At 62.3% G+C, this 17,494-nt stretch carries 17 protein-coding genes; 12 read left to right on the top strand and 5 right to left on the bottom strand.

Annotated features, from left to right (window positions below; genetic code table 11):
- Together PspS34_RS06180 and PspS34_RS06185 are read right to left on the bottom strand one after the other, a co-directional pair.
- Positions 1 to 1,170, bottom strand: coding sequence for an MFS transporter (locus PspS34_RS06180; protein ID WP_057716077.1), 1,170 nt, complete (start codon positions 1,168 to 1,170; stop codon positions 1 to 3).
- A gap of 35 nt (positions 1,171 to 1,205) precedes the next feature.
- Positions 1,206 to 1,508 (bottom strand): helix-turn-helix transcriptional regulator, encoded by a 303-nt coding sequence (locus PspS34_RS06185; protein ID WP_008019443.1) that lies wholly within the window; start codon positions 1,506 to 1,508, stop codon positions 1,206 to 1,208.
- A 170-nt stretch (positions 1,509 to 1,678) separates the two neighbouring features.
- On the opposite strand from PspS34_RS06185, the gene PspS34_RS06190 reads away from it, so the two are divergent.
- The gene (locus tag PspS34_RS06190; protein WP_090453573.1) at positions 1,679 to 2,257 is read left to right on the top strand and encodes an ACP phosphodiesterase; all 579 of its coding nucleotides are present in this window, start codon (positions 1,679 to 1,681) and stop codon (positions 2,255 to 2,257) included.
- Positions 2,258 to 2,364: 107 nt separating this feature from the next.
- Here the strand turns inward: PspS34_RS06190 and PspS34_RS06195 are convergent, their stop codons facing one another.
- On the bottom strand, positions 2,365 to 3,156 hold the full coding sequence (locus tag PspS34_RS06195) for a lysophospholipid acyltransferase family protein (RefSeq protein ID WP_150812964.1): 792 nt from the start codon (positions 3,154 to 3,156) through the stop codon (positions 2,365 to 2,367).
- Positions 3,156 to 3,911 carry an L-ornithine N(alpha)-acyltransferase gene (olsB, locus tag PspS34_RS06200; RefSeq protein WP_057400777.1) on the bottom strand — a complete coding sequence of 252 codons (756 nt, stop codon included), beginning with the start codon at positions 3,909 to 3,911 and terminating at the stop codon, positions 3,156 to 3,158. Before olsB ends, PspS34_RS06195 begins: the two co-directional genes overlap by 1 nt.
- Positions 3,912 to 4,066: 155 nt before the next feature.
- Between olsB and PspS34_RS06205 the strand changes: the two genes are divergently transcribed.
- The 9 genes from PspS34_RS06205 to PspS34_RS06245 all read left to right on the top strand — a co-directional run bounded on the left by PspS34_RS06205 (position 4,067) and on the right by PspS34_RS06245 (position 13,395).
- On the top strand, positions 4,067 to 4,954 hold the full coding sequence (locus tag PspS34_RS06205; protein WP_150812965.1) for an acyl-CoA dehydrogenase family protein: 888 nt from the start codon (positions 4,067 to 4,069) through the stop codon (positions 4,952 to 4,954).
- A gap of 155 nt (positions 4,955 to 5,109) precedes the next feature.
- Positions 5,110 to 6,204, top strand: a complete 1,095-nt coding sequence (locus tag PspS34_RS06210) for a serine hydrolase (RefSeq protein WP_150812966.1) — start codon at positions 5,110 to 5,112, stop codon at positions 6,202 to 6,204.
- Positions 6,201 to 6,524, top strand: coding sequence for an amidase (locus PspS34_RS06215; protein WP_150812967.1), 324 nt, complete (start codon positions 6,201 to 6,203; stop codon positions 6,522 to 6,524). Before PspS34_RS06210 ends, PspS34_RS06215 begins: the two co-directional genes overlap by 4 nt.
- Positions 6,525 to 6,677: 153 nt before the next feature.
- A complete protein-coding gene (locus PspS34_RS06220) occupies positions 6,678 to 7,853 on the top strand; it encodes a M20 aminoacylase family protein (RefSeq protein ID WP_150812968.1) in 1,176 nt (391 codons plus the stop codon).
- Between the two features lie 81 nt (positions 7,854 to 7,934).
- Positions 7,935 to 9,245, top strand: a complete 1,311-nt coding sequence (locus PspS34_RS06225) for a citrate-proton symporter (protein ID WP_150812969.1) — start codon at positions 7,935 to 7,937, stop codon at positions 9,243 to 9,245.
- Positions 9,242 to 10,690 (top strand): amidase, encoded by a 1,449-nt coding sequence (locus tag PspS34_RS06230; protein WP_223473828.1) that lies wholly within the window; start codon positions 9,242 to 9,244, stop codon positions 10,688 to 10,690. The genes PspS34_RS06225 and PspS34_RS06230 overlap by 4 nt, the downstream gene beginning before the upstream one ends.
- Before the next feature lie 82 nt (positions 10,691 to 10,772).
- Positions 10,773 to 11,543, top strand: coding sequence for an IclR family transcriptional regulator (locus PspS34_RS06235; protein ID WP_150812970.1), 771 nt, complete (start codon positions 10,773 to 10,775; stop codon positions 11,541 to 11,543).
- 102 nt (positions 11,544 to 11,645) lie between these two features.
- A complete protein-coding gene (locus PspS34_RS06240; RefSeq protein ID WP_150812971.1) occupies positions 11,646 to 12,236 on the top strand; it encodes a YceI family protein in 591 nt (196 codons plus the stop codon).
- 1 nt (position 12,237) lies between these two features.
- The gene (locus PspS34_RS06245) at positions 12,238 to 13,395 is read left to right on the top strand and encodes a phosphatidylserine/phosphatidylglycerophosphate/cardiolipin synthase family protein (RefSeq protein ID WP_159389531.1); all 1,158 of its coding nucleotides are present in this window, start codon (positions 12,238 to 12,240) and stop codon (positions 13,393 to 13,395) included.
- 143 nt (positions 13,396 to 13,538) lie between these two features.
- Here the strand turns inward: PspS34_RS06245 and bglX are convergent, their stop codons facing one another.
- On the bottom strand, positions 13,539 to 15,830 hold the full coding sequence (gene bglX, locus PspS34_RS06250) for a beta-glucosidase BglX (protein ID WP_057716068.1): 2,292 nt from the start codon (positions 15,828 to 15,830) through the stop codon (positions 13,539 to 13,541).
- Between the two features lie 263 nt (positions 15,831 to 16,093).
- Here bglX and PspS34_RS06255 point away from each other — a divergent pair, with 263 nt between their 5' ends.
- Together PspS34_RS06255 and PspS34_RS06260 are read left to right on the top strand one after the other, a co-directional pair.
- Positions 16,094 to 16,699, top strand: a complete 606-nt coding sequence (locus tag PspS34_RS06255) for a LemA family protein (RefSeq protein WP_154861785.1) — start codon at positions 16,094 to 16,096, stop codon at positions 16,697 to 16,699.
- Between the two features lie 37 nt (positions 16,700 to 16,736).
- On the top strand, positions 16,737 to 17,492 hold the full coding sequence (locus PspS34_RS06260) for a TPM domain-containing protein (RefSeq protein ID WP_154861784.1): 756 nt from the start codon (positions 16,737 to 16,739) through the stop codon (positions 17,490 to 17,492).
- Positions 17,493 to 17,494 lie beyond the last annotated feature (2 nt).

The following is a 17,494-nucleotide window of genomic DNA, read 5'->3' on the forward strand; positions in this document are numbered from 1 at the left end:
TCAGTTAGAAGTAGCTGGGGCCAGGTCGGGATTGCCGCCCTGACGGAAAGTAATCAGGGTCACCAGCAGGGCGAGTACCGCCAGTGCGGCTGCCGCGAGCGGCACGCTGGTCAGGCCGAAGCCGTGGGCGATCACGCTGCCGCCGACCCAGGCACCCAAGGCATTGCCGATGTTGAAAGCGCCGATGTTCAGGGTCGACACCAGGTTCGGTGCGGCCTTGCCGAAGGTCACCACGTTCACTTGCAGCGCCGGTACGGCGGCGAAGCACGCGGTGGCCCAGAGGAACAGGGTGATTTCGGTAGGGATCAGCGCGACGCTGGTCCAGGTCAGCACGGTGGACACCACGGCCATGGTGACGAACACACCGATCAGCGTCGCGGCCATGCCTTTGTCGGCCAGCTTGCCGCCGATGATGTTGCCGACCGTCAGACCCAGACCGATGAGCATCAGGGTCCAGGTCACGCCACGGGGCGAAACGCCGGTGACTTCGCCGAGCAGCGGGGCGACGTAGGTGAACAGGGTGAACACCGAGGCGGCGAACAGCGCGGTCATGCTCAGGGACAGCCAGATGCCGCCGCCCTTGAGTGCGGCCAGTTCGGCGCGCATGTCGAGTTTCTCTTCATCACGCTTGGCCGGCAGGAAGCGGATCAAGCCGATCAGCGCGATCACACCGATCACGGTCACGGCCCAGAAGGTCGAACGCCAGCCGGCTTCCTGACCGAGGGCGGTGCCCAGCGGTACGCCGAGGACGTTGGCCAGGGTCAGGCCGGTGAACATCAGGGCCACGGCCGAAGCACGTTTGTTCGCAGGCACCAGGCCGGCGGCTACCACTGAACCGATACCAAAGAAGGCGCCATGGCAGAGGGCGGTGACCACACGGGCGAACATCAGCACGTTGTAGTCGCCGGCCACTGCGCAAAGCAGGTTGCCGACAATGAAGATGCCCATCAACGCCACCAGGGCTGCCTTGCGCGGCAGTCTGGCGGTGGCCAGCGCCATGAACGGCGCGCCGATGGCCACGCCCAGGGCGTAACCGGTCACCAGCCAGCCGGCACCGGGAATCGACACACCGAGGTCCGCCGCCACGTTGGGCAGCAGACCCATGATGACGAACTCGGTGGTGCCGATGGCGAAGGCGCTCAAGGCCAGGATGAGTAGCGAGAGGGGCATTGTTTAATTCCTTGTCGGCTGGCTGACGTTAAGGGTCAGAGCTCTTTACTGAAGGTTTTGAGGAATTCCTGGATGGTTTCCTCGTTGCGTTTGAAAAAATGCCACTGGCCGACTTTGCGGCTGCTGATCAGGCCGGCGCGTTGCAGGGTCGCCAGGTGTGCGGACACCGTGGACTGCGACAGGCCGCAACGTTGATCGATCTGCCCGGCGCAAACGCCGTGCTCGTTACTGTGGGACTGGTCGGGAAATTCGACGGTCGGGTCCTTGAGCCAGTGCAGGATGTCTCGCCGTACTGGGTGTGCCAGGGCTTTTATTATTTCGTCGAGATTGATGGTCATGATGTGGGCTCGTGATGTTTAAAACGCTATATCGCGATGAGGCGAACTTTAAATCGGTATTTCGCGATATACAAATATGATTTGGCTCTGACCAACTCACATTTCGGTATATCGAGTTATAACGATATGTTGAGTGTAACAAGACAAGGGGGCAGTGCTAAGCTGCGCCCATGAACTATCTCGCACATCTTCACCTCGGTGGCCAGCGTCCCGGCCAATTGCTCGGCAGTCTGTATGGCGATTTCGTCAAGGGACGCCTGCAAGGGCAGTTCGCTCCGGACATCGAGGGGGCTATCCAGTTGCACCGCAGCATCGACGTGTTCACCGACCGCCATCCGCTGGTGGACGTCGCGTTGTCGCGCTTCTCCCTGACCCGTCGTCGCTACGCGGGTATTGTGCTCGATGTGTTTTTCGACCATTGCCTGGCCCGGGACTGGACGCTGTATGCCGACCGGCCCCTGGCGTTGTTCACTTCGGACGTTTACCGGGTGCTGTCCAGCGAACGGCAATTGCCGGAGCGGCTGGCGAGGATTGCGCCGCACATGGTGGCCAATGACTGGCTGGGTTCGTATCAGGAATTCGAAGTGCTGGAGCAGGTGTTGCGCGGGATCTCGCGACGCCTGACCCGGCCGGAGGAACTGGCGGCGGCGATGCAGGAATTGCGGCGGTTGTATGAACCGTTGAGCGAGGACTTCAGGTTGTTCTATCCGCAGCTTCAGGATTTTGCCCGGAACTATCCAACACCATAAAACCCCTGTGGGAGCGGGCTTGCTCGCGAAGGCGGTGTATCAGCTGACATCTGAGCTGAATGACATTCCGCCTTCGCGAGCAAGCCCGCTCCCACAGGGGATGTTTTTCAAGCTGCGATAGCTGGGCGCATCGGCACTTGCTGTTTTTCCGGAATCGCCCCGAACAACACCTTCTGCACCGCCTGCTGCGCCTCGAACGCCAATGCCGCGCGTTCCCGGCCTTCGCAAGCGATTGGCTTGAGCAGATGAATCTCCACGCCGCCACGGTCATTGGCGAACAACCGCATCAGATGCGACAACAAGTCATCGTCGCCAATGAACGGCGCCAGCGCGCAAGTCTCGCCGTCACGCACATAACGAATCGCCACCGGCTGCATCGCCACTTCTGAATCGATGGCGGCGGACAGCAGGCGGCCGTGAAAAGTACGTAGCGAACGGCCATCGGTAGTGGTGCCTTCGGGGAACATCAGCAGCGGGTGTGCCTGTTCCAGGTGACGGGTCATCTGCTTGCGGATCAACTGGCTGTCACCCGAGCCACGGCGGATAAACAGGCTGCCGGCTTTGGCCGCCAGCCAGCCGGCTACCGGCCAGGTGCGCACTTCGGCCTTGGACAGGAACGACAGCGGCGTGAGCATGCCCAGCAGCGGGATGTCGGTCCAGGACACGTGGTTGCTGACCCAGAGCATCGGTGCCTTCGGCAACTCGCCGTGGACAGTCACGTCGAAGGGCAGGGCATTGCTCAGGCGGGCCATGAAAAACCGCGACCAGCGTTGCCGGCGCGCCATCGAATGGGCCATGCCCAAGCGCTCGAACAGCCCGAACACACTGGCCATGCCCAAGCCCAGCGTCACTACCATCAGCACTCGCGCGATTCGCGCGTACACCCGCAACCGGCCCATTACACAGCCGCCTTGAAGTGTTTGGCATAACGCGGGCAGAGTTCGTCGCGCTTGAGCAGGATGAACACGTCGGCGACCTGGAAGTCTTCGTCCCAGCATGGCTCGCCGCAGATCTTCGCGCCCAGGCGCATGTAGGCCTTGAGCAGCGGTGGCATTTCGGCGATCACGTTCGACGGGATGTCGAGGCTCGGCAGCGGGTTTTTCGGCTCGGCGCGCAGATGTTCGGTGCACAGGTAGCGTTCGCGCAGACGCTGCATGATCGCGTGGGCCTGCACGCCGCCATCCTGCATCGGAATGCTCGCACAACCCATCAGGTAGCTGTAGCCGCCCTGGTTCAGGACTTCGGCCAGTTCGCCCCAGAGCACGGCGATGGTGCCGCCATTGCGGTAGGCCGGGTCGACACAGGTGCGACCGATTTCCAGGATCGGGCCTTGCAGGTGCACCAGACCGTGGAGGCTGAACTCTTCTTCGCTGTAGAATTTGCCCAGGCTGCTGGCAGCCGTGTGGTCGAGTAAACGGGTGGTTGCCACCAGGCGCCCGGTATTCAAGTCACGCACGCCGATGTGGGCGCAGTGAACGTCGTAGTCATCCATGTCCAGACCCAGTTCAGCGCCTTTGAGCCTGGCGTTGAATTCGCCGCTGAACACGTTGAAGCGCAAGGCCTGGGCTTCCTGCAGAGCCTCGGCGCCCACCAGGCGTTCGGCTTGCAGGCGGCGTTCGTTGCCGGTGTCGCTAATGCGGGCGATCTGAGTCATGGCGAATCTCCGTGCGGGCTGCTCACCCGTCTTTGGGCTACAGCGAATCGACTTTCTTTGTCTAGCCGTGTTGTGCAAAGTCAGGCTATGTAGCCCCGGTGTCATCGCCATTAAGCTTTGGTGATGCTTATATGACAGCCTTCGAGGAGACTCTTATGCCCTGGCAAACCCTGTTGAACCGCCGTGATCGCTTGCCCGCCAACCCGGATCTGGCGGAAGGTTTCGCGACCTTGTTGCAGCAGTTGGGAACGGTCACTCCGTTTGAATTGGCGGTGCTTGGCGGGCGGTTGATGGCGACACCGGGGCTAGCGTTTCTGGTGGGGTATCAGGCGGCCTTGCGCATGCTCTGGCCGAGCGCGCCACTGAGCCTGGGCGCGTTGTGCGCCACCGAACAGCGCAGCCTGCGCCCGGCCGATATGCAAACCCGACTGAGCGATTTGCGCCTGAGCGGACGCAAGGATTTCGTCACCGCCGGCAATGCCGCCGACTGGCTGCTGGTGGCGGCGCGCAGCGAGGAGCCTGGCGCCGATCCACGCTTGAGCCTGGCGGTGATCTATCGCGATGAGCCGGGTGTGCGGGTGGAAAAGCTGGCGCCGCTCCCGTTGATGCCGGACATCAGCCATGGCCGGTTGTTTCTGGATAACGCGCTGTGCGAGTTGCTCGCAGGGGATGGTTGGGACGCTTACGTCAAACCGTTCCGAACTTTGGAAGACATCTATGTGCTGAGCGCCATGACAGCGTGGTTGTATGGCGTTGGCCAGGAATGCGATTGGCCGCAAGGCTTGCAATTGCGGTTGCTGGGGTTGCTGGCGGGGTGCGCGGAAACCAGCCGCCAGCCACCTACCCATCCGGCCGGGCATGTGTTGCTTGGCGGGTTGTTTGCGCAGTTCGAAGGGCTCAAGGCTGAAGTGAATGAGGCGCTGGCCGGAGGGCCTCAAGAGTGGGCGGCGATGTGGCAGCGGGATCAGGCGGTGATGGATTTGGCTGCAGGGGCGCGGGGCAAGCGATTGGCGAAGGCTCTGGCGCAATCTTCGCTGCCCTGACTGGCCTCTTCGCGAGCAAGCCCGCTCCCACATTTGAAATGCATTCCCCTGTGGGAGCGAACTTGCTCGCGATGGCGGCCTGATTGGCAGCATGAATTCCTGAACTGTCATCAACCTCGACTAGGCTCAGCAGGTTCAATCTTCGAGCCCCCGTCATGCCCAAAGGCCTGTCCCTGATTTTCCTGCTGTTGCTCAGCCTCACGACCCAGGCTGAAAGCTGGCCCGCCGAGCAATGGCCGACCGCGCCGACGCCCGCTGGCCCGGCGCTTCAAGCCCTGGAGGCCTATGCCTTCCCATCCCGCGATGACACCACTCGCCAGGGCATTCGCACCGATGCCTTGCTGGTGATCCGCGACGGCCAGTTGATCTACGAACGCTACGCCGGCCCGACGACGGCCGAGACGCCGCACCTGACCTGGTCGATCAGCAAGAGCCTGATGGCCGCGGTCCTCGGTGTGGCTTACGGCGAAGGCTTGTTCAAACTCGGCGACCCTGTGGCGAAGTTTTATCCGCCCCTGCAAAAATACCCCGACCTGACCATGGCCGACCTGCTGCACTGGGCCTCGGGCCTGGATTGGCAGGAAGACTACGAATACGCACCGCTGAAGTCTTCGGTAGTGGCCATGCTCTACACCCGCGGTCACCACGACATGGCTGCGTTCACCGCGGCCCATGCCGAGTACGCGGCGCCGGGCCAAGCGTTTCGCTACTCCAGCGGTGACAGCAACCTGTTGTCCGCCGCGCTGAAAACCATCGTCGGCCCCGGCCGCTATCCGGACTATCCGTGGACTGCGCTGTTCGAGCCGCTGGGCATCCGCCAAGCCGTGTGGGAAACCGATGCCACGGGTACTTTCGTTGCTTCGTCCTATGCCTACCTCACTGCACGGGACCTGGCCCGGGTCGGTCTGTTGATGGCCCGCGAGGGGCGTTGGGCAGACAGGCAACTGCTGCCCAGGGACTGGGTGGCGTTCAACCGCGAGCCGTTCGCTCACTATCACGCCGATCAAGACGAGGCCGTCCCCGGCGGCCAGTGGTGGCTCAATCGAGCCGTTGAGGGCGCGGCACGACCCTGGCCCGATGCCCCCGCCGACACCTTCGCCGCGCTGGGGCATTGGGGCCAGGCGATGTACGTGATCCCCAGTGAACAGCTGGTGATCGTCCGCTACGGCGATGACCGCGACGGCACTTACCGGCACAACCAATTGCTCCAGCTCGCGCTCAAGGCCTTTGCCGGGAAGGTGCAGCCATGAGTGGTTTCATTCGCCGTCGACCGCTCAGTTCCCTGTTGTTGATCCTGCTGATCGCCTTGCTCGGCTGGATCTGGCTCGAGCGGGCGGCGCTGTGGGCGTTCCCCGACATCATCAGCGCCTACACCGCCAAGGAATATTGTTCGTGCCGCTACGTGATGAACAACGATGCCGAGTACTGCCACGGTTATGTGAAACAGTGGCTGCCTGCCAGCGGCTTTACCGATGACCCGGTCGGCAAGCGTGTCTCGGTCAGTGGCATGGGCCGCAGCAACAGCGCGGTGTGGATCGGCGAGCGCCAGGGTTGTCGTTTGCAGCCTTGATATCCCTTCAGGTTCCACTCTGTGGAACCACATTCGATTGTCCTGGCGCGTGACTCGCGGTTATCTGGCGGTGAGCGCGACCTGCCTTTGATGTGTCGCGAAATCACCGCGAACAACAAGAACGGGACTACACCCGGCCCGAGGACAATCGTCATGACCCGATATCAGCACATCCTTGCCTGGCTCAACGACGTGGCCAGCGACCTGCACGCCACCCGCCAGGACATCCACGCCCACCCGGAACTCGGCTTCGAGGAAAACCGCACCTCGGCGCTGGTGGCCAAATCACTCGAAGAGTGGGGTTATGAAGTGCACACCGGCATCGGCAAGACCGGTGTGGTTGGAGTCCTGCGCAATGGCAGCAGCCTGCGCAAACTCGGGATACGGGCGGACATGGATGCGCTGCCGATCATCGAGAATACCGGCGCGACCTACAGCAGCCGGCATCAGGGCTGCATGCACGCCTGTGGGCATGACGGTCACACCACTATGTTGCTGGGCGCGGCGAGATACCTGGCGGCGACCCGTCAGTTCGACGGCACCCTGACGTTGATTTTCCAGCCTGCCGAAGAGGGGCAGGGCGGTGCCGAAGCGATGCTCGCCGATGGCTTGCTCGAACGTTTCCCGTGCGATGCGCTGTTCGGCATGCACAACATGCCGGGGCTACCCGCCGGCCATTTGGGTTTTCGTGAGGGGCCGATGATGGCCTCCCAGGATTTGCTTAACGTGACCATCGAAGGTGTCGGCGGCCACGGCTCGATGCCGCATCTGGCGGTCGATCCGCTGGTGGCGGCGGCCAGTGTGGTCATGGCCCTGCAAACCGTGGTCGCGCGCAACATCGATGCGCAGCAGGCGGCGGTGGTTACGGTTGGCGCGTTGCAGGCCGGGGAGGCGGCCAACGTCATTCCACAACAGGCGATCCTGCGCCTGAGCCTTCGCGCGCTGAATGCCCAGGTGCGCGAGCAGACCCTCGACCGCGTACGCGCGATCATCGAGTCCCAGGCGCAAAGCTTCGGTTGCAGCTCGCGCATCGAACATCGTCCGGCCTACCCGGTGCTGGTCAACCACGCGCCTGAAACCGAATTCGCTCGGCAAGTCGGTGTCGAGCTGGTCGGTGCCGATGCAGTCGATGCCAATACCCCCAAGCTCATGGGCAGTGAAGACTTCGCCTGGATGCTGCAACGCTGCCCCGGCGCCTACCTGTTCATCGGCAATGGCGTATCGCGGCCGATGGTCCACAACCCCGCGTATGACTTCAACGACGACATCCTGCTGACCGGCGCCGCGTACTGGGGCGCGCTGACCGAGAGCTGGCTCAAGCCGGCCTGATGTCCTCACTTTCTACTGCCGCTGGACCGGGCGCGCGCTGTCGTGCCCGCCGTTACCCACCAGGTTTTTGGAGAGTTCCCCATGCACACTTCGAGCACAGGCGTTTCGCGCACCCGGCAGGTAGTCGCCGCCGTTATCGGCAATGCCCTGGAATGGTATGACTTCATCGTTTATGGCTTTCTGGCCAGCATCATCGCCCGGCAGTTTTTCCCGTCCGAGGACGAATACGCCTCCTTGCTGATGGCCCTGGCGACTTTCGGCGTCGGCTTTTTCATGCGTCCGGTGGGCGGCATTTTGTTGGGCATGTATTCAGACCGCAAAGGGCGCAAGGCGGCGATGCAGATGATCATTCGCCTGATGACCGTATCCATCGCACTGATTGCGTTTGCGCCGAACTACGCCGCCATCGGCATGGGTGCGCCGCTGTTGATCGTGGTTGCGCGGATGCTGCAAGGCTTCGCCACGGGCGGCGAGTACGCCAGCGCCACGGCGTTCCTGGTGGAGAGCGCCCCGGCACACCGCAAGGGGTTGTATGGCTCGTGGCAATTGGTCGGGCAATGCCTGGCGGTGTTCTCCGGGGCGGCGATGGTCGCATTGTTCACCCACCTGCTGACCCCCGAGGCACTCGACAGCTGGGGCTGGCGGATTCCCTTTGTGCTGGGCTTGCTGATCGGCCCGGTCGGGCTGTGGATTCGCAAACACATGGAAGAGCCGGAGGAGTTTCTCGAGGCGCGCAAGCAGGCCAAAGGCGCGAGCCCAAGCTTGATGCAAGTGCTCCGCGAACACCGGCGCAGCATTCTGGTGTCCATGGGCCTGGCCTGTGGTGCGACCGTGTCGTTTTACGTGGTGTTGGTGAACATGCCGACCTTCGCCCACAAGAATCTCGGCCTGCCGCTGGATCAGGTGCTGCTGGTGCAAATGCTGGCGGTGGCGCTGATGACCGTGGTGATTCCGTTGTCTGGCGCGTTGTCGGACCGCCTCGGCCGCCGCCCGGTGTTGATGGCCTTCACCCTGGCGTTTTTCCTGATGGTGTATCCGCTGTATGTGTGGGTGGCGGCGGCGCCATCGGTGGAGCGTTTGCTGGTGATGCAACTGTTACTGTGCAGTGCGATCGGTGGGTTTTTCGGCCCGGCTCCGACCGCGCTGGCCGAGCAGTTCCCGATCGAAGTGCGCTCCACCGGGGTGTCGGTGGCTTACAACGTTGCGGTCATGGTCTTCGGCGGATTCGCGCCGCTGATCGTCACCTGGCTGAGCAAGGTCCTGGCGACGCCGGTGGCGCCATCGTTCTACGTGTTGTTCGCCTGCTTGCTGACGTTGCTCGGTACCTACTGCATGCAGGAAGCACCACGGGCAAAAAGATCCGTTGAACTCAATCTTGGGGTGAAACCTTGAGCAGCAATCCGATTGTTGAAATGGACGCCGATGCACTGTCCCGGGCCATTCATGGGCGGCAGGTGTCCTGTTGTGAGGTGATGCAGGCGTATCTGGCGCAGATCGAACGCTTCAATCCACAGGTCAATGCGCTGGTGTCCCTACGCCCGGCCGAGGCATTGCTGGCAGAGGCCGACGAGTGTGATCGGCAGCTCGACCGGGGGCAGTCCCGAGGCTGGATGCACGGCATGCCGCAAGCGGTCAAAGACCTGGCGGCCACCGCCGGTTTGCGCACCACCATGGGCTCGCCGCTGTTCGCCGAGCAGGTTCCGCAACACGACGCCATCAGCGTGGCGCGGGTGCGTGACTGTGGGGCGATCATTATCGGCAAGAGCAACGTCCCGGAATTCGGCCTCGGCTCGCAAACCTACAACAGCGTGTTCGGCACCACCACCAACGCCTACGATCCGACCTTGGTTGCCGGCGGCAGCAGCGGCGGGGCGGCGGTGGCGCTGGCGTTGCGCATGCTGCCGGTGGCCGACGGCAGCGACATGATGGGCTCGCTGCGCAATCCGGCGGCGTTCAACAACGTCTACGGATTTCGTCCGTCCCAGGGGCGCGTGCCGTTCGGGCCAGGACCTGAGATGTTCGTCCAGCAACTGGCCACCGAAGGACCGATGGGCCGCACGGTCACCGATGTTGCCCGTTTGCTAGGCACCCAGGCTGGGTACGATCCGCGCGTGCCGTTGTCGCTGACTGAAGATCCGGGGATGTTTCACCTGTCGTTGCAGCAGGATTTCAGGGATGTCCGGCTCGGCTGGCTGGGGGACTACAATGGCTACCTGCCGATGGACCCCGGTGTCATGAGCCTGTGTGAATCGGCGCTGCAGGACTTCGCCACACTGGGTTGCAAAGTCGAGTCCTGTCAGCCGGACTTCTCCATGGAGCGCCTGTGGCAAACCTGGCTGGTGCATCGCCACTGGCTGGTGCAAGGCAGCCTCGGCGGGTTGTATGCCGATCCGCAAAAACGCGAACTGCTCAAACCCGAAGCCCGATGGGAGGTCGAGGGCGGGCTGCGTCTGACAGCGGCGGATGTCTATCAGGCCTCGGTCAGTCGCAGCGAGTGGTATCGAGCGCTCAACGAATTGTTCGAACGTTACGATTTTCTGTTGCTGCCCACCGCCCAAGTGTTTCCTTTTGATGCACAAACACCATGGCCACGCGTCGTTGGCGGGCAGAGCATGGACACTTACCACCGCTGGATGGAGGTTGTCATCGGGCCGACCCTGGCCGGGTTGCCGAGCATGAATGTGCCGGTGGGTTTCAACCCCGCCGGGTCGCCGATGGGCCTGCAAATCATTGGCCCGGCCCAGGCCGACCGCGCGGTGTTGCAACTGGCGTATGCCCATGAGCAGTTGACTCAATGGGTCAAGCGCAGGCCGCCGGGCTGTCTGCAAAATGCCTGAGCCTGGCGGACAGGCCCGCATCTTGCTGTGCTTTTTAAAAAGAGCAGCGGTCATCCGGTCCGGGCTTAGGGAGATCGAATCCATGGAGAACAAGGCAGAAACCGGCAGCGTGCGTTCCGTCGAGCGCGCCCTGGCGATTGTTGAGTTGCTGGGTGAGCATCAGGCGTTGGGGCTGGAGGAGTTGCACTACCTGACGAGCCTGCCCAAGGCCACGGTGTCGCGCATGTTGCTGACGTTGCAGGAGCAGGGCTGGATCTATCGCGGCCTGAGTGATCGGCGCTACCGGTTGTGTGCCAAGCGCCTGTTTGGTGACAGCCAGCAGCGCTTCAAGCGGCGCCTGGTGGAGAACGCCGCTCCGCAGTTGCTGGAGTTGAGTGAGCGCACTGGGCTGGTGGCGGACCTGTCGTGCTTCGATGGAGAGCGGATCGAGGTCATGGAAAGCGCGATCCCCACGGTGCTGCGCAAGCGATATCCGAACAACTGCCAGATCGTCGGCCAGCACGCCAGCCTGTTCCATTCGGCCATGGGGCGGGCCTGCCTGGGCGAACTGGACAGCCATGAAGTGGAGCGTCTGGCCAGTCGCGAGCGAATGACGGACGAATCCCTGTTCAACACCACCGAGCAGGCATTGCACCAAGGCTTCGGGCAGCGCACCGAGGGTTATTGGGAATATCCGGTGCGCCTGCCGTTCCTGATTCGCGCGGTGGCCTTGCCGATCCGCACCGATGGCCGCCTGGTCGGCAGCATGGCACTGCACTGGCCGATGGATCAGGCGCCGGTGGAACGGATACTCAACCTGCACCTCAACAGCCTGGCCACGACCATTGGCAATGTGCAGCAGGCGATGGCCTGAGTGGAACTTGTGATGGTTTAGAGACTCAAGGCAACACATTTCTTGCAACCTGTGTCAGGCCGGTTAAGGTTCAGCACAGGTTTCTCTGCCTTACGAGTCTCTATGTTCAAGCGCTCCACCTTCCAAACCCTCACTTTCCTGCTGCTGGCTGGTGCCGCGTTGTCGGCCCGCGCCGACTGGTACCTTGATGGCGAGTCTTCGCGCCTGTCGTTTGTCAGCACCAAGAATGCCAATGTTGCCGAAGTGCAGCGCTTCCTGGTGCTGCACGGCAAGGTCGACCCCGAGGGGCTGGCGCAGGTGGAAGTCGAGCTGGAGTCGATCAACAGCGGCATCCCGTTGCGCGATGAGCGCATGCGCAAGGAACTGTTCCAGATCGACCGGTTTCCCGACGCCATGATCACCACGAAAATCGATCTGCGCCCGATCAACGACCTCGCTCCCGGCGCGCAGTTGGAGTTGCGCCTGCCGCTGATGGTCGACCTGCACGGCAAACAACACGAATACCAGGCCGAACTGTTGGCGACCCGACTCGATGACCGGCGCTTCCAGGTGGTGACCCTCGAACCGCTGGTGATCAACGCCGAGGATTTCGATTTGGCTCCCGGCCTGGAAACGTTGCGCAAACTGGCTGGTTTATCAGCTATCAGTCTTTCCGTACCGGTGGGTGCGGTACTGATTTTCACGGCGCGCTGACATGGCCGGAGCGATTTTTCCGTGGCGTGAAGGCAACCACTTCGAACTGCTGGTCGACGGTCCGCAGTTTTTTCCGCGCATGCTGGTGGCGATTGCCCGGGCTGAAGAGCAGGTTGAGCTGGAACTGTATCTGGTGGAGGCGGGTGCCTGCGCCGAAGCCATGGTCCAGGCATTGGTGCAGGCCGCCGAGCGCGGTGTACGGGTGCGCTGCCTGTTCGATGATTACGGCAGCCTCGCTTTCACCCTGGCCTTGCGTCAGCGGCTGATGTCCGCTGGCGTGGAGCTGCGTTTTTACAATCGCCTGAGCTGGCGACGTTGGGTCGGCAACTTCTACCGCGATCACCGCAAGCTGTTATTGGTGGACCAGAGCCTGGCTGTGGTCGGCGGCACCGGTGTCACCGATGAGTTCTGGACGCCGGGGGAAGACACCAGCGAATGGCACGAAGTGATGGTGGAAATCACCGGCCCGCTGGTACTCGATTGGCAGTTGCTATTCGATCGTCAGTGGATTGCCAACCGCCATCGACGTGCCTGGCGACCGGCTTCGCATTTCGGTCTGCCGCGCCTGCCACGGGTGCCGTCCATAGGCGAGGGCATGGGCCGGGTGGCCTATGCCGACGCCCGTCAACACCGGGACATTCTGCAATCGCTGGTGCGTGCCTTGAACAGTGGTCAGCGACGGATCTGGCTGGCCACGCCGTACTTTTTGCCGACCTGGAAAGTCCGCCGCTCCCTGCGCCGGGCGGCTGCCCGGGGCGTCGATGTGCGCTTGCTGCTGACCGGCCCCCGTACCGATCACCCATCCGTGCGTTATGCCGGGCATCGCTACTACCCGCGACTGCTCAGGGCCGGGGTGAAAATCTACGAGTACCAGCCGTGTTTCCTGCACCTGAAAATGGTCCTGGTCGACGACTGGGTGAGCATCGGTTCGTGCAACTTCGATCACTGGAATCTGCGCTTCAACCTGGAAGCCAACCTGGAAGCCCTGGACCCCGGACTGACCCGGTCGGTGGCGGCGAGTTTCGAACGGGACTTTGGGTTGAGTGAGCAAGTCAGCCTGGAGGAATGGAAGCGCCGGCCACTGTGGCGGCGGGTCAAGCAACGGGTGTGGGGATGGGTGGATCGGGTGGTGGTGAACCTGCTGAATCGGCGGGGCTAGTGCCCGATTTCTGAAAACACTGAGATCCAATGTGGGAGCGGGCTTGCTCGCGAAAGCGGTCTGTCAGTCGACATCATCGTTGTCTGACACTCCGTCTTCGCGAGCAAGCCCGCTCCCACAGTGGTTTTGTGTTGCTTCAGGGATTACAGCAACTCAAAACTCTGCTGCGTCACGTCCTCTGAATCCAGGCCGATCTGCACGTTGAACTTGCCCGGTTCCGCCGCGTACTTGAGCTGGGTGTTGTAGAACTTCAGGTCGTCCTCAGTGATGGTGAAGTGCACGACTTTCTGTTCGCCGGCCTTGATCATCACTTTCTGGAAGTTCTTCAGTTCCTTGATCGGGCGGATCATCGAGCCGGTCTCGTCCTGGATGTACAGCTGCACCACGGTTTCGCCGTCGCGCTTGCCGGTGTTTTTCACCGTGACACTGGCGTCGAGCTTGCCGGTCTTGTTCAGCGTGGTCGACGACAGCGCCATGTCGCTCAGGCTGAACTCGGTGTAGCTCAGGCCATAGCCGAACGGGTACAGGGGACCGGTGGTGTCATCGAAGTACTGCGAGGTGTAGTTGCCCGGTTTGCCCGGAGTGAACGGCCGGCCAATGGTCAGGTGGTTGTAGTAGGTCGGAATCTGGCCTACCGAACGCGGGATGCTGATCGGCAGTTTGCCCGACGGGTTGTAGTCGCCGAACAGCACGTCGGCGATGGCGTTGCCGCCCTCGGTGCCGCTGAACCAGGTTTCCAGGATCGCGTCGGCCTGTTCCTTCTCTTCGAGGATCGTCAGTGGACGGCCATTCATCAACACCAGTACCAGCGGTTTGCCGGTGGCTTTCAGGGCCCGGATCAGCTCGCGCTGGTTTTCCGGGATGTTCAGGTCGGTGCGGCTCGACGATTCGTGGGACATGCCACGGGATTCACCGACGGCGGCAACCACCACATCAGCATCCTTGGCCGCTTTCACCGCTTCGTCGATCAGCACGTTCGCCGGGCGCGGGTCGTCCACCACTTCCGGGGCATCGAAGTTGAGGAAGTTCAGGTAACCGAGGATTTTCGGGTCGCTGGTGATGTTGGCGCCACGGGCGTAGATCAGTGTCGATTTGTCTCCCAGGGCGTTGGTCATGCCATCGAACAGGGTCACCGATTGAGCAGGGCGACCGGCGGCTGCCCAGCTGCCCATCATGTCGATGGGCGCCTTGGCCAGCGGACCGACCAGGGCGATTTTCGCGGTCTTCTTCAGTGGCAGGGTGTCATTCCGGTTTTTCAGCAGCACCTGGCTGCGGCGTGCCACATCACGGGCCTCGGCGCGGTGCAGGCGGCTGTCGGCGTAGGTGTCGACCGGATCATCCTCGGCCTTGCCGATGCGCAGGTACGGGTCCTTGAACAGGCCCATGTCGTACTTGGCGCCCAGTACCGCACGCACGGCGTTGTCGATGTCGCTCTGCTGGATCTCGCCGGACTTCAGCAGCCCTGGCAGCTCTTTGCCGTACAGGGTGTCGTTCATGCTCATGTGGATGCCAGCCTTGATTGCCAGCTTCGCCGCTTCGCGACCGTCGGCGGCAACACCGTGCTTGATCAGCTCGAAAATCGCCCCGTGGTCGCTGACGGCCAGGCCCTTGAAGCCCCACTCCTTGCGCAGCAGGTCGTTCATCAGCCAGGTGTTGGCGGTGGCCGGCACGCCGTTGATCGAGTTCAGCGCGACCATGACCCCGCCGGCGCCGGCATCGATGGCGGCGCGGTACGGTGGCAGGTAGTCCTGGTACATCTTGACCGGGCTCATATCGACCACGTTGTAGTCGCGGCCACCCTCGACCGCGCCGTACAAGGCAAAGTGCTTGACGCTGGCCATGATGCTGTCGGCTGCATTCGCGCCAGTACCCTGGAACGCCTTGACCATCACGCCGGCAATGCGCGACACCAGGTAAGTGTCTTCACCGAAGCCTTCGGAAGTACGGCCCCAGCGTGGGTCGCGGGAGATGTCGACCATCGGTGCGAAGGTGATGTCGAGGCTGTCGGCCGCGGCTTCCTTGGCGGCAATGCGCCCGGACAGGCCGATGGCGTCCATGTCCCAGCTCGAGGCCAGGGCCAGCGGGATCGGGAAAATGGTGCGGTGACCGTGGATCACGTCGTAGGCGAAGAACATCGGGATCTTCAGGCGGCTGCGCATGGCCGCGTCCTGCATCGGCCGGTTTTCCGGGCGGGTGATCGAGTTGAACGTACCGCCGATGTTGCCTGCCGCGATTTCCTTGCGGATCATTTCGCGCGGCATTTCCGGGCCGATGCTGATCAGGCGCAGCTGGCCGATTTTTTCATCGAGGGTCATTTGCTTCATCAGGTTGCTGACGAAGGCTTCCTTGTTCTCAAGGGGTGCGGGCGTCGTGGCGGCCAATACGTTATGACTGGCCAGGCTGACGAACAGGCCCAGCAAACACAGCTTCTTCATGAATAGTTTTCTCAAGGGCCCAAACGGCGATGTACACGCCGGCCAGCCAAAATTTAGGGAGCGTCTATTGTTGTTCGGGTACCGGCTCAAAAGACCAGAGCCAAAAAAACACAGCCAGATGGCGGATGCGTTTTCGCGCAGGGCCTCTTTTTAGCCCATCGGCCCGTTGCAATCCAGAGGCGCGGGCGATTATGCCCCAAGAGCCGGCCCAGAAGGTTTCGCGGTCGGTTTTTTCATGAAATGCACAAGGGAGCATCATCCTGATGAATGTAAGTCCAACCTTTCGCTCGCGTTTGCAGGTCGTCACGTTGCTGATGCTGGCTACGTTGCTGACCGCCTGCGGCATCAACAACATCCCGACGCTCGATGAACAGGCCAAGGCCGCCTGGGGCCAGGTGCAGAACCAGTATCAGCGGCGCGCCGACCTCATTCCCAACCTGGTGGAAACCGTCAAGGGCTATGCGGCCCACGAGAAGGAAACCCTGACCGCCGTCATCGAAGCCCGGGCCAAGGCCACGTCGATCCAGGTGGATGCCTCGACCCTCGACAACCCGGAAAAGCTCAAGCAGTACCAACAGGCCCAGGACCAGCTCAGCGGCGCCTTGAGTCGCTTGATGGTGGTCTCCGAACGTTATCCGGACCTCAAGGCCAACCAGAACTTCCTCGCCCTGCAATCGCAGCTTGAAGGCACCGAGAACCGCATCAGCGTGGCCCGGCGCGATTTCATCCTCGCGGTGCAGAAATACAACACCGAGATCCGCACGTTCCCCGGTCGCCTGTGGCACACCGTGATGTACAGCGACCTGCCGGTGCGCGAGACCTTCGAAGCCACACCGGGTTCGGAAAAGACCCCCGAGGTCAAATTCTGAACTGCGCTAATCGGCGTCACCACGCAAGAGGTTGCCAATGCGCGTCCTGAAAATAGGCCTGTTGCTGTTGTTGTGGGTGGTGGCGATCGTTGCCCGCGCCGAGCTGAGCTTTCCGGCGCTGACGGGGCGGGTGGTCGACACTGCGCAGATGATCGAGCCATCGGTGCGCCAGCAGCTCAGCCAACAGCTTCAGGCCCATGAGCAAGCCACCGGCGAGCAGCTTGTGGTAGTGACGTTGCCGGACTTGCAAGGTACCGACATCGCCGACTTCGGTTACCAACTCGGCCGCCACTGGGGCATCGGGCAGAAGGACAAGAACAACGGCGCCTTGCTGATCATCGCCCGGGACGAGCGCCGGCTGCGTATCGAAGTCGGATACGGCCTGGAGGATCGCCTGACCGATGCCCAGAGTTCGGTGATCATCAACCAGGTCATCACCCCGCCATTCAAGACCGGCAATTTCAGTAAAGGCATCAGTGACGGCGTGGCGGCGATGCTGGTGGTGCTGGGCGGCAACCCCCTGGACGAACCCTCCACGGCGTATGAATCCAGAGGCGATCCGGGGGACGATTTCATCGCGCGGCATCCCGGATTGTTCGTGTTTTTTGTGATGTTATTCATCCTGACTGTTTTTGTGTGCCAGATGCTCGGTATTCTTCCCGCTGGCCGGGGCGGCTCCGGTGGATCCGGGGGCGGCTTTGGCGGTGGCGGGTTTGGCGGCGGCGGTGGAGGGGGAGGCTTCAGCGGCGGCGGGGGCAGTTTCGGCGGGGGCGGTTCGTCCGGCGGCTGGTGATA

Origin of the sequence: Pseudomonas sp. S34 (assembly GCF_009866745.1) — a bacterium.
Classification (GTDB): domain Bacteria; phylum Pseudomonadota; class Gammaproteobacteria; order Pseudomonadales; family Pseudomonadaceae; genus Aquipseudomonas; species Aquipseudomonas jessenii.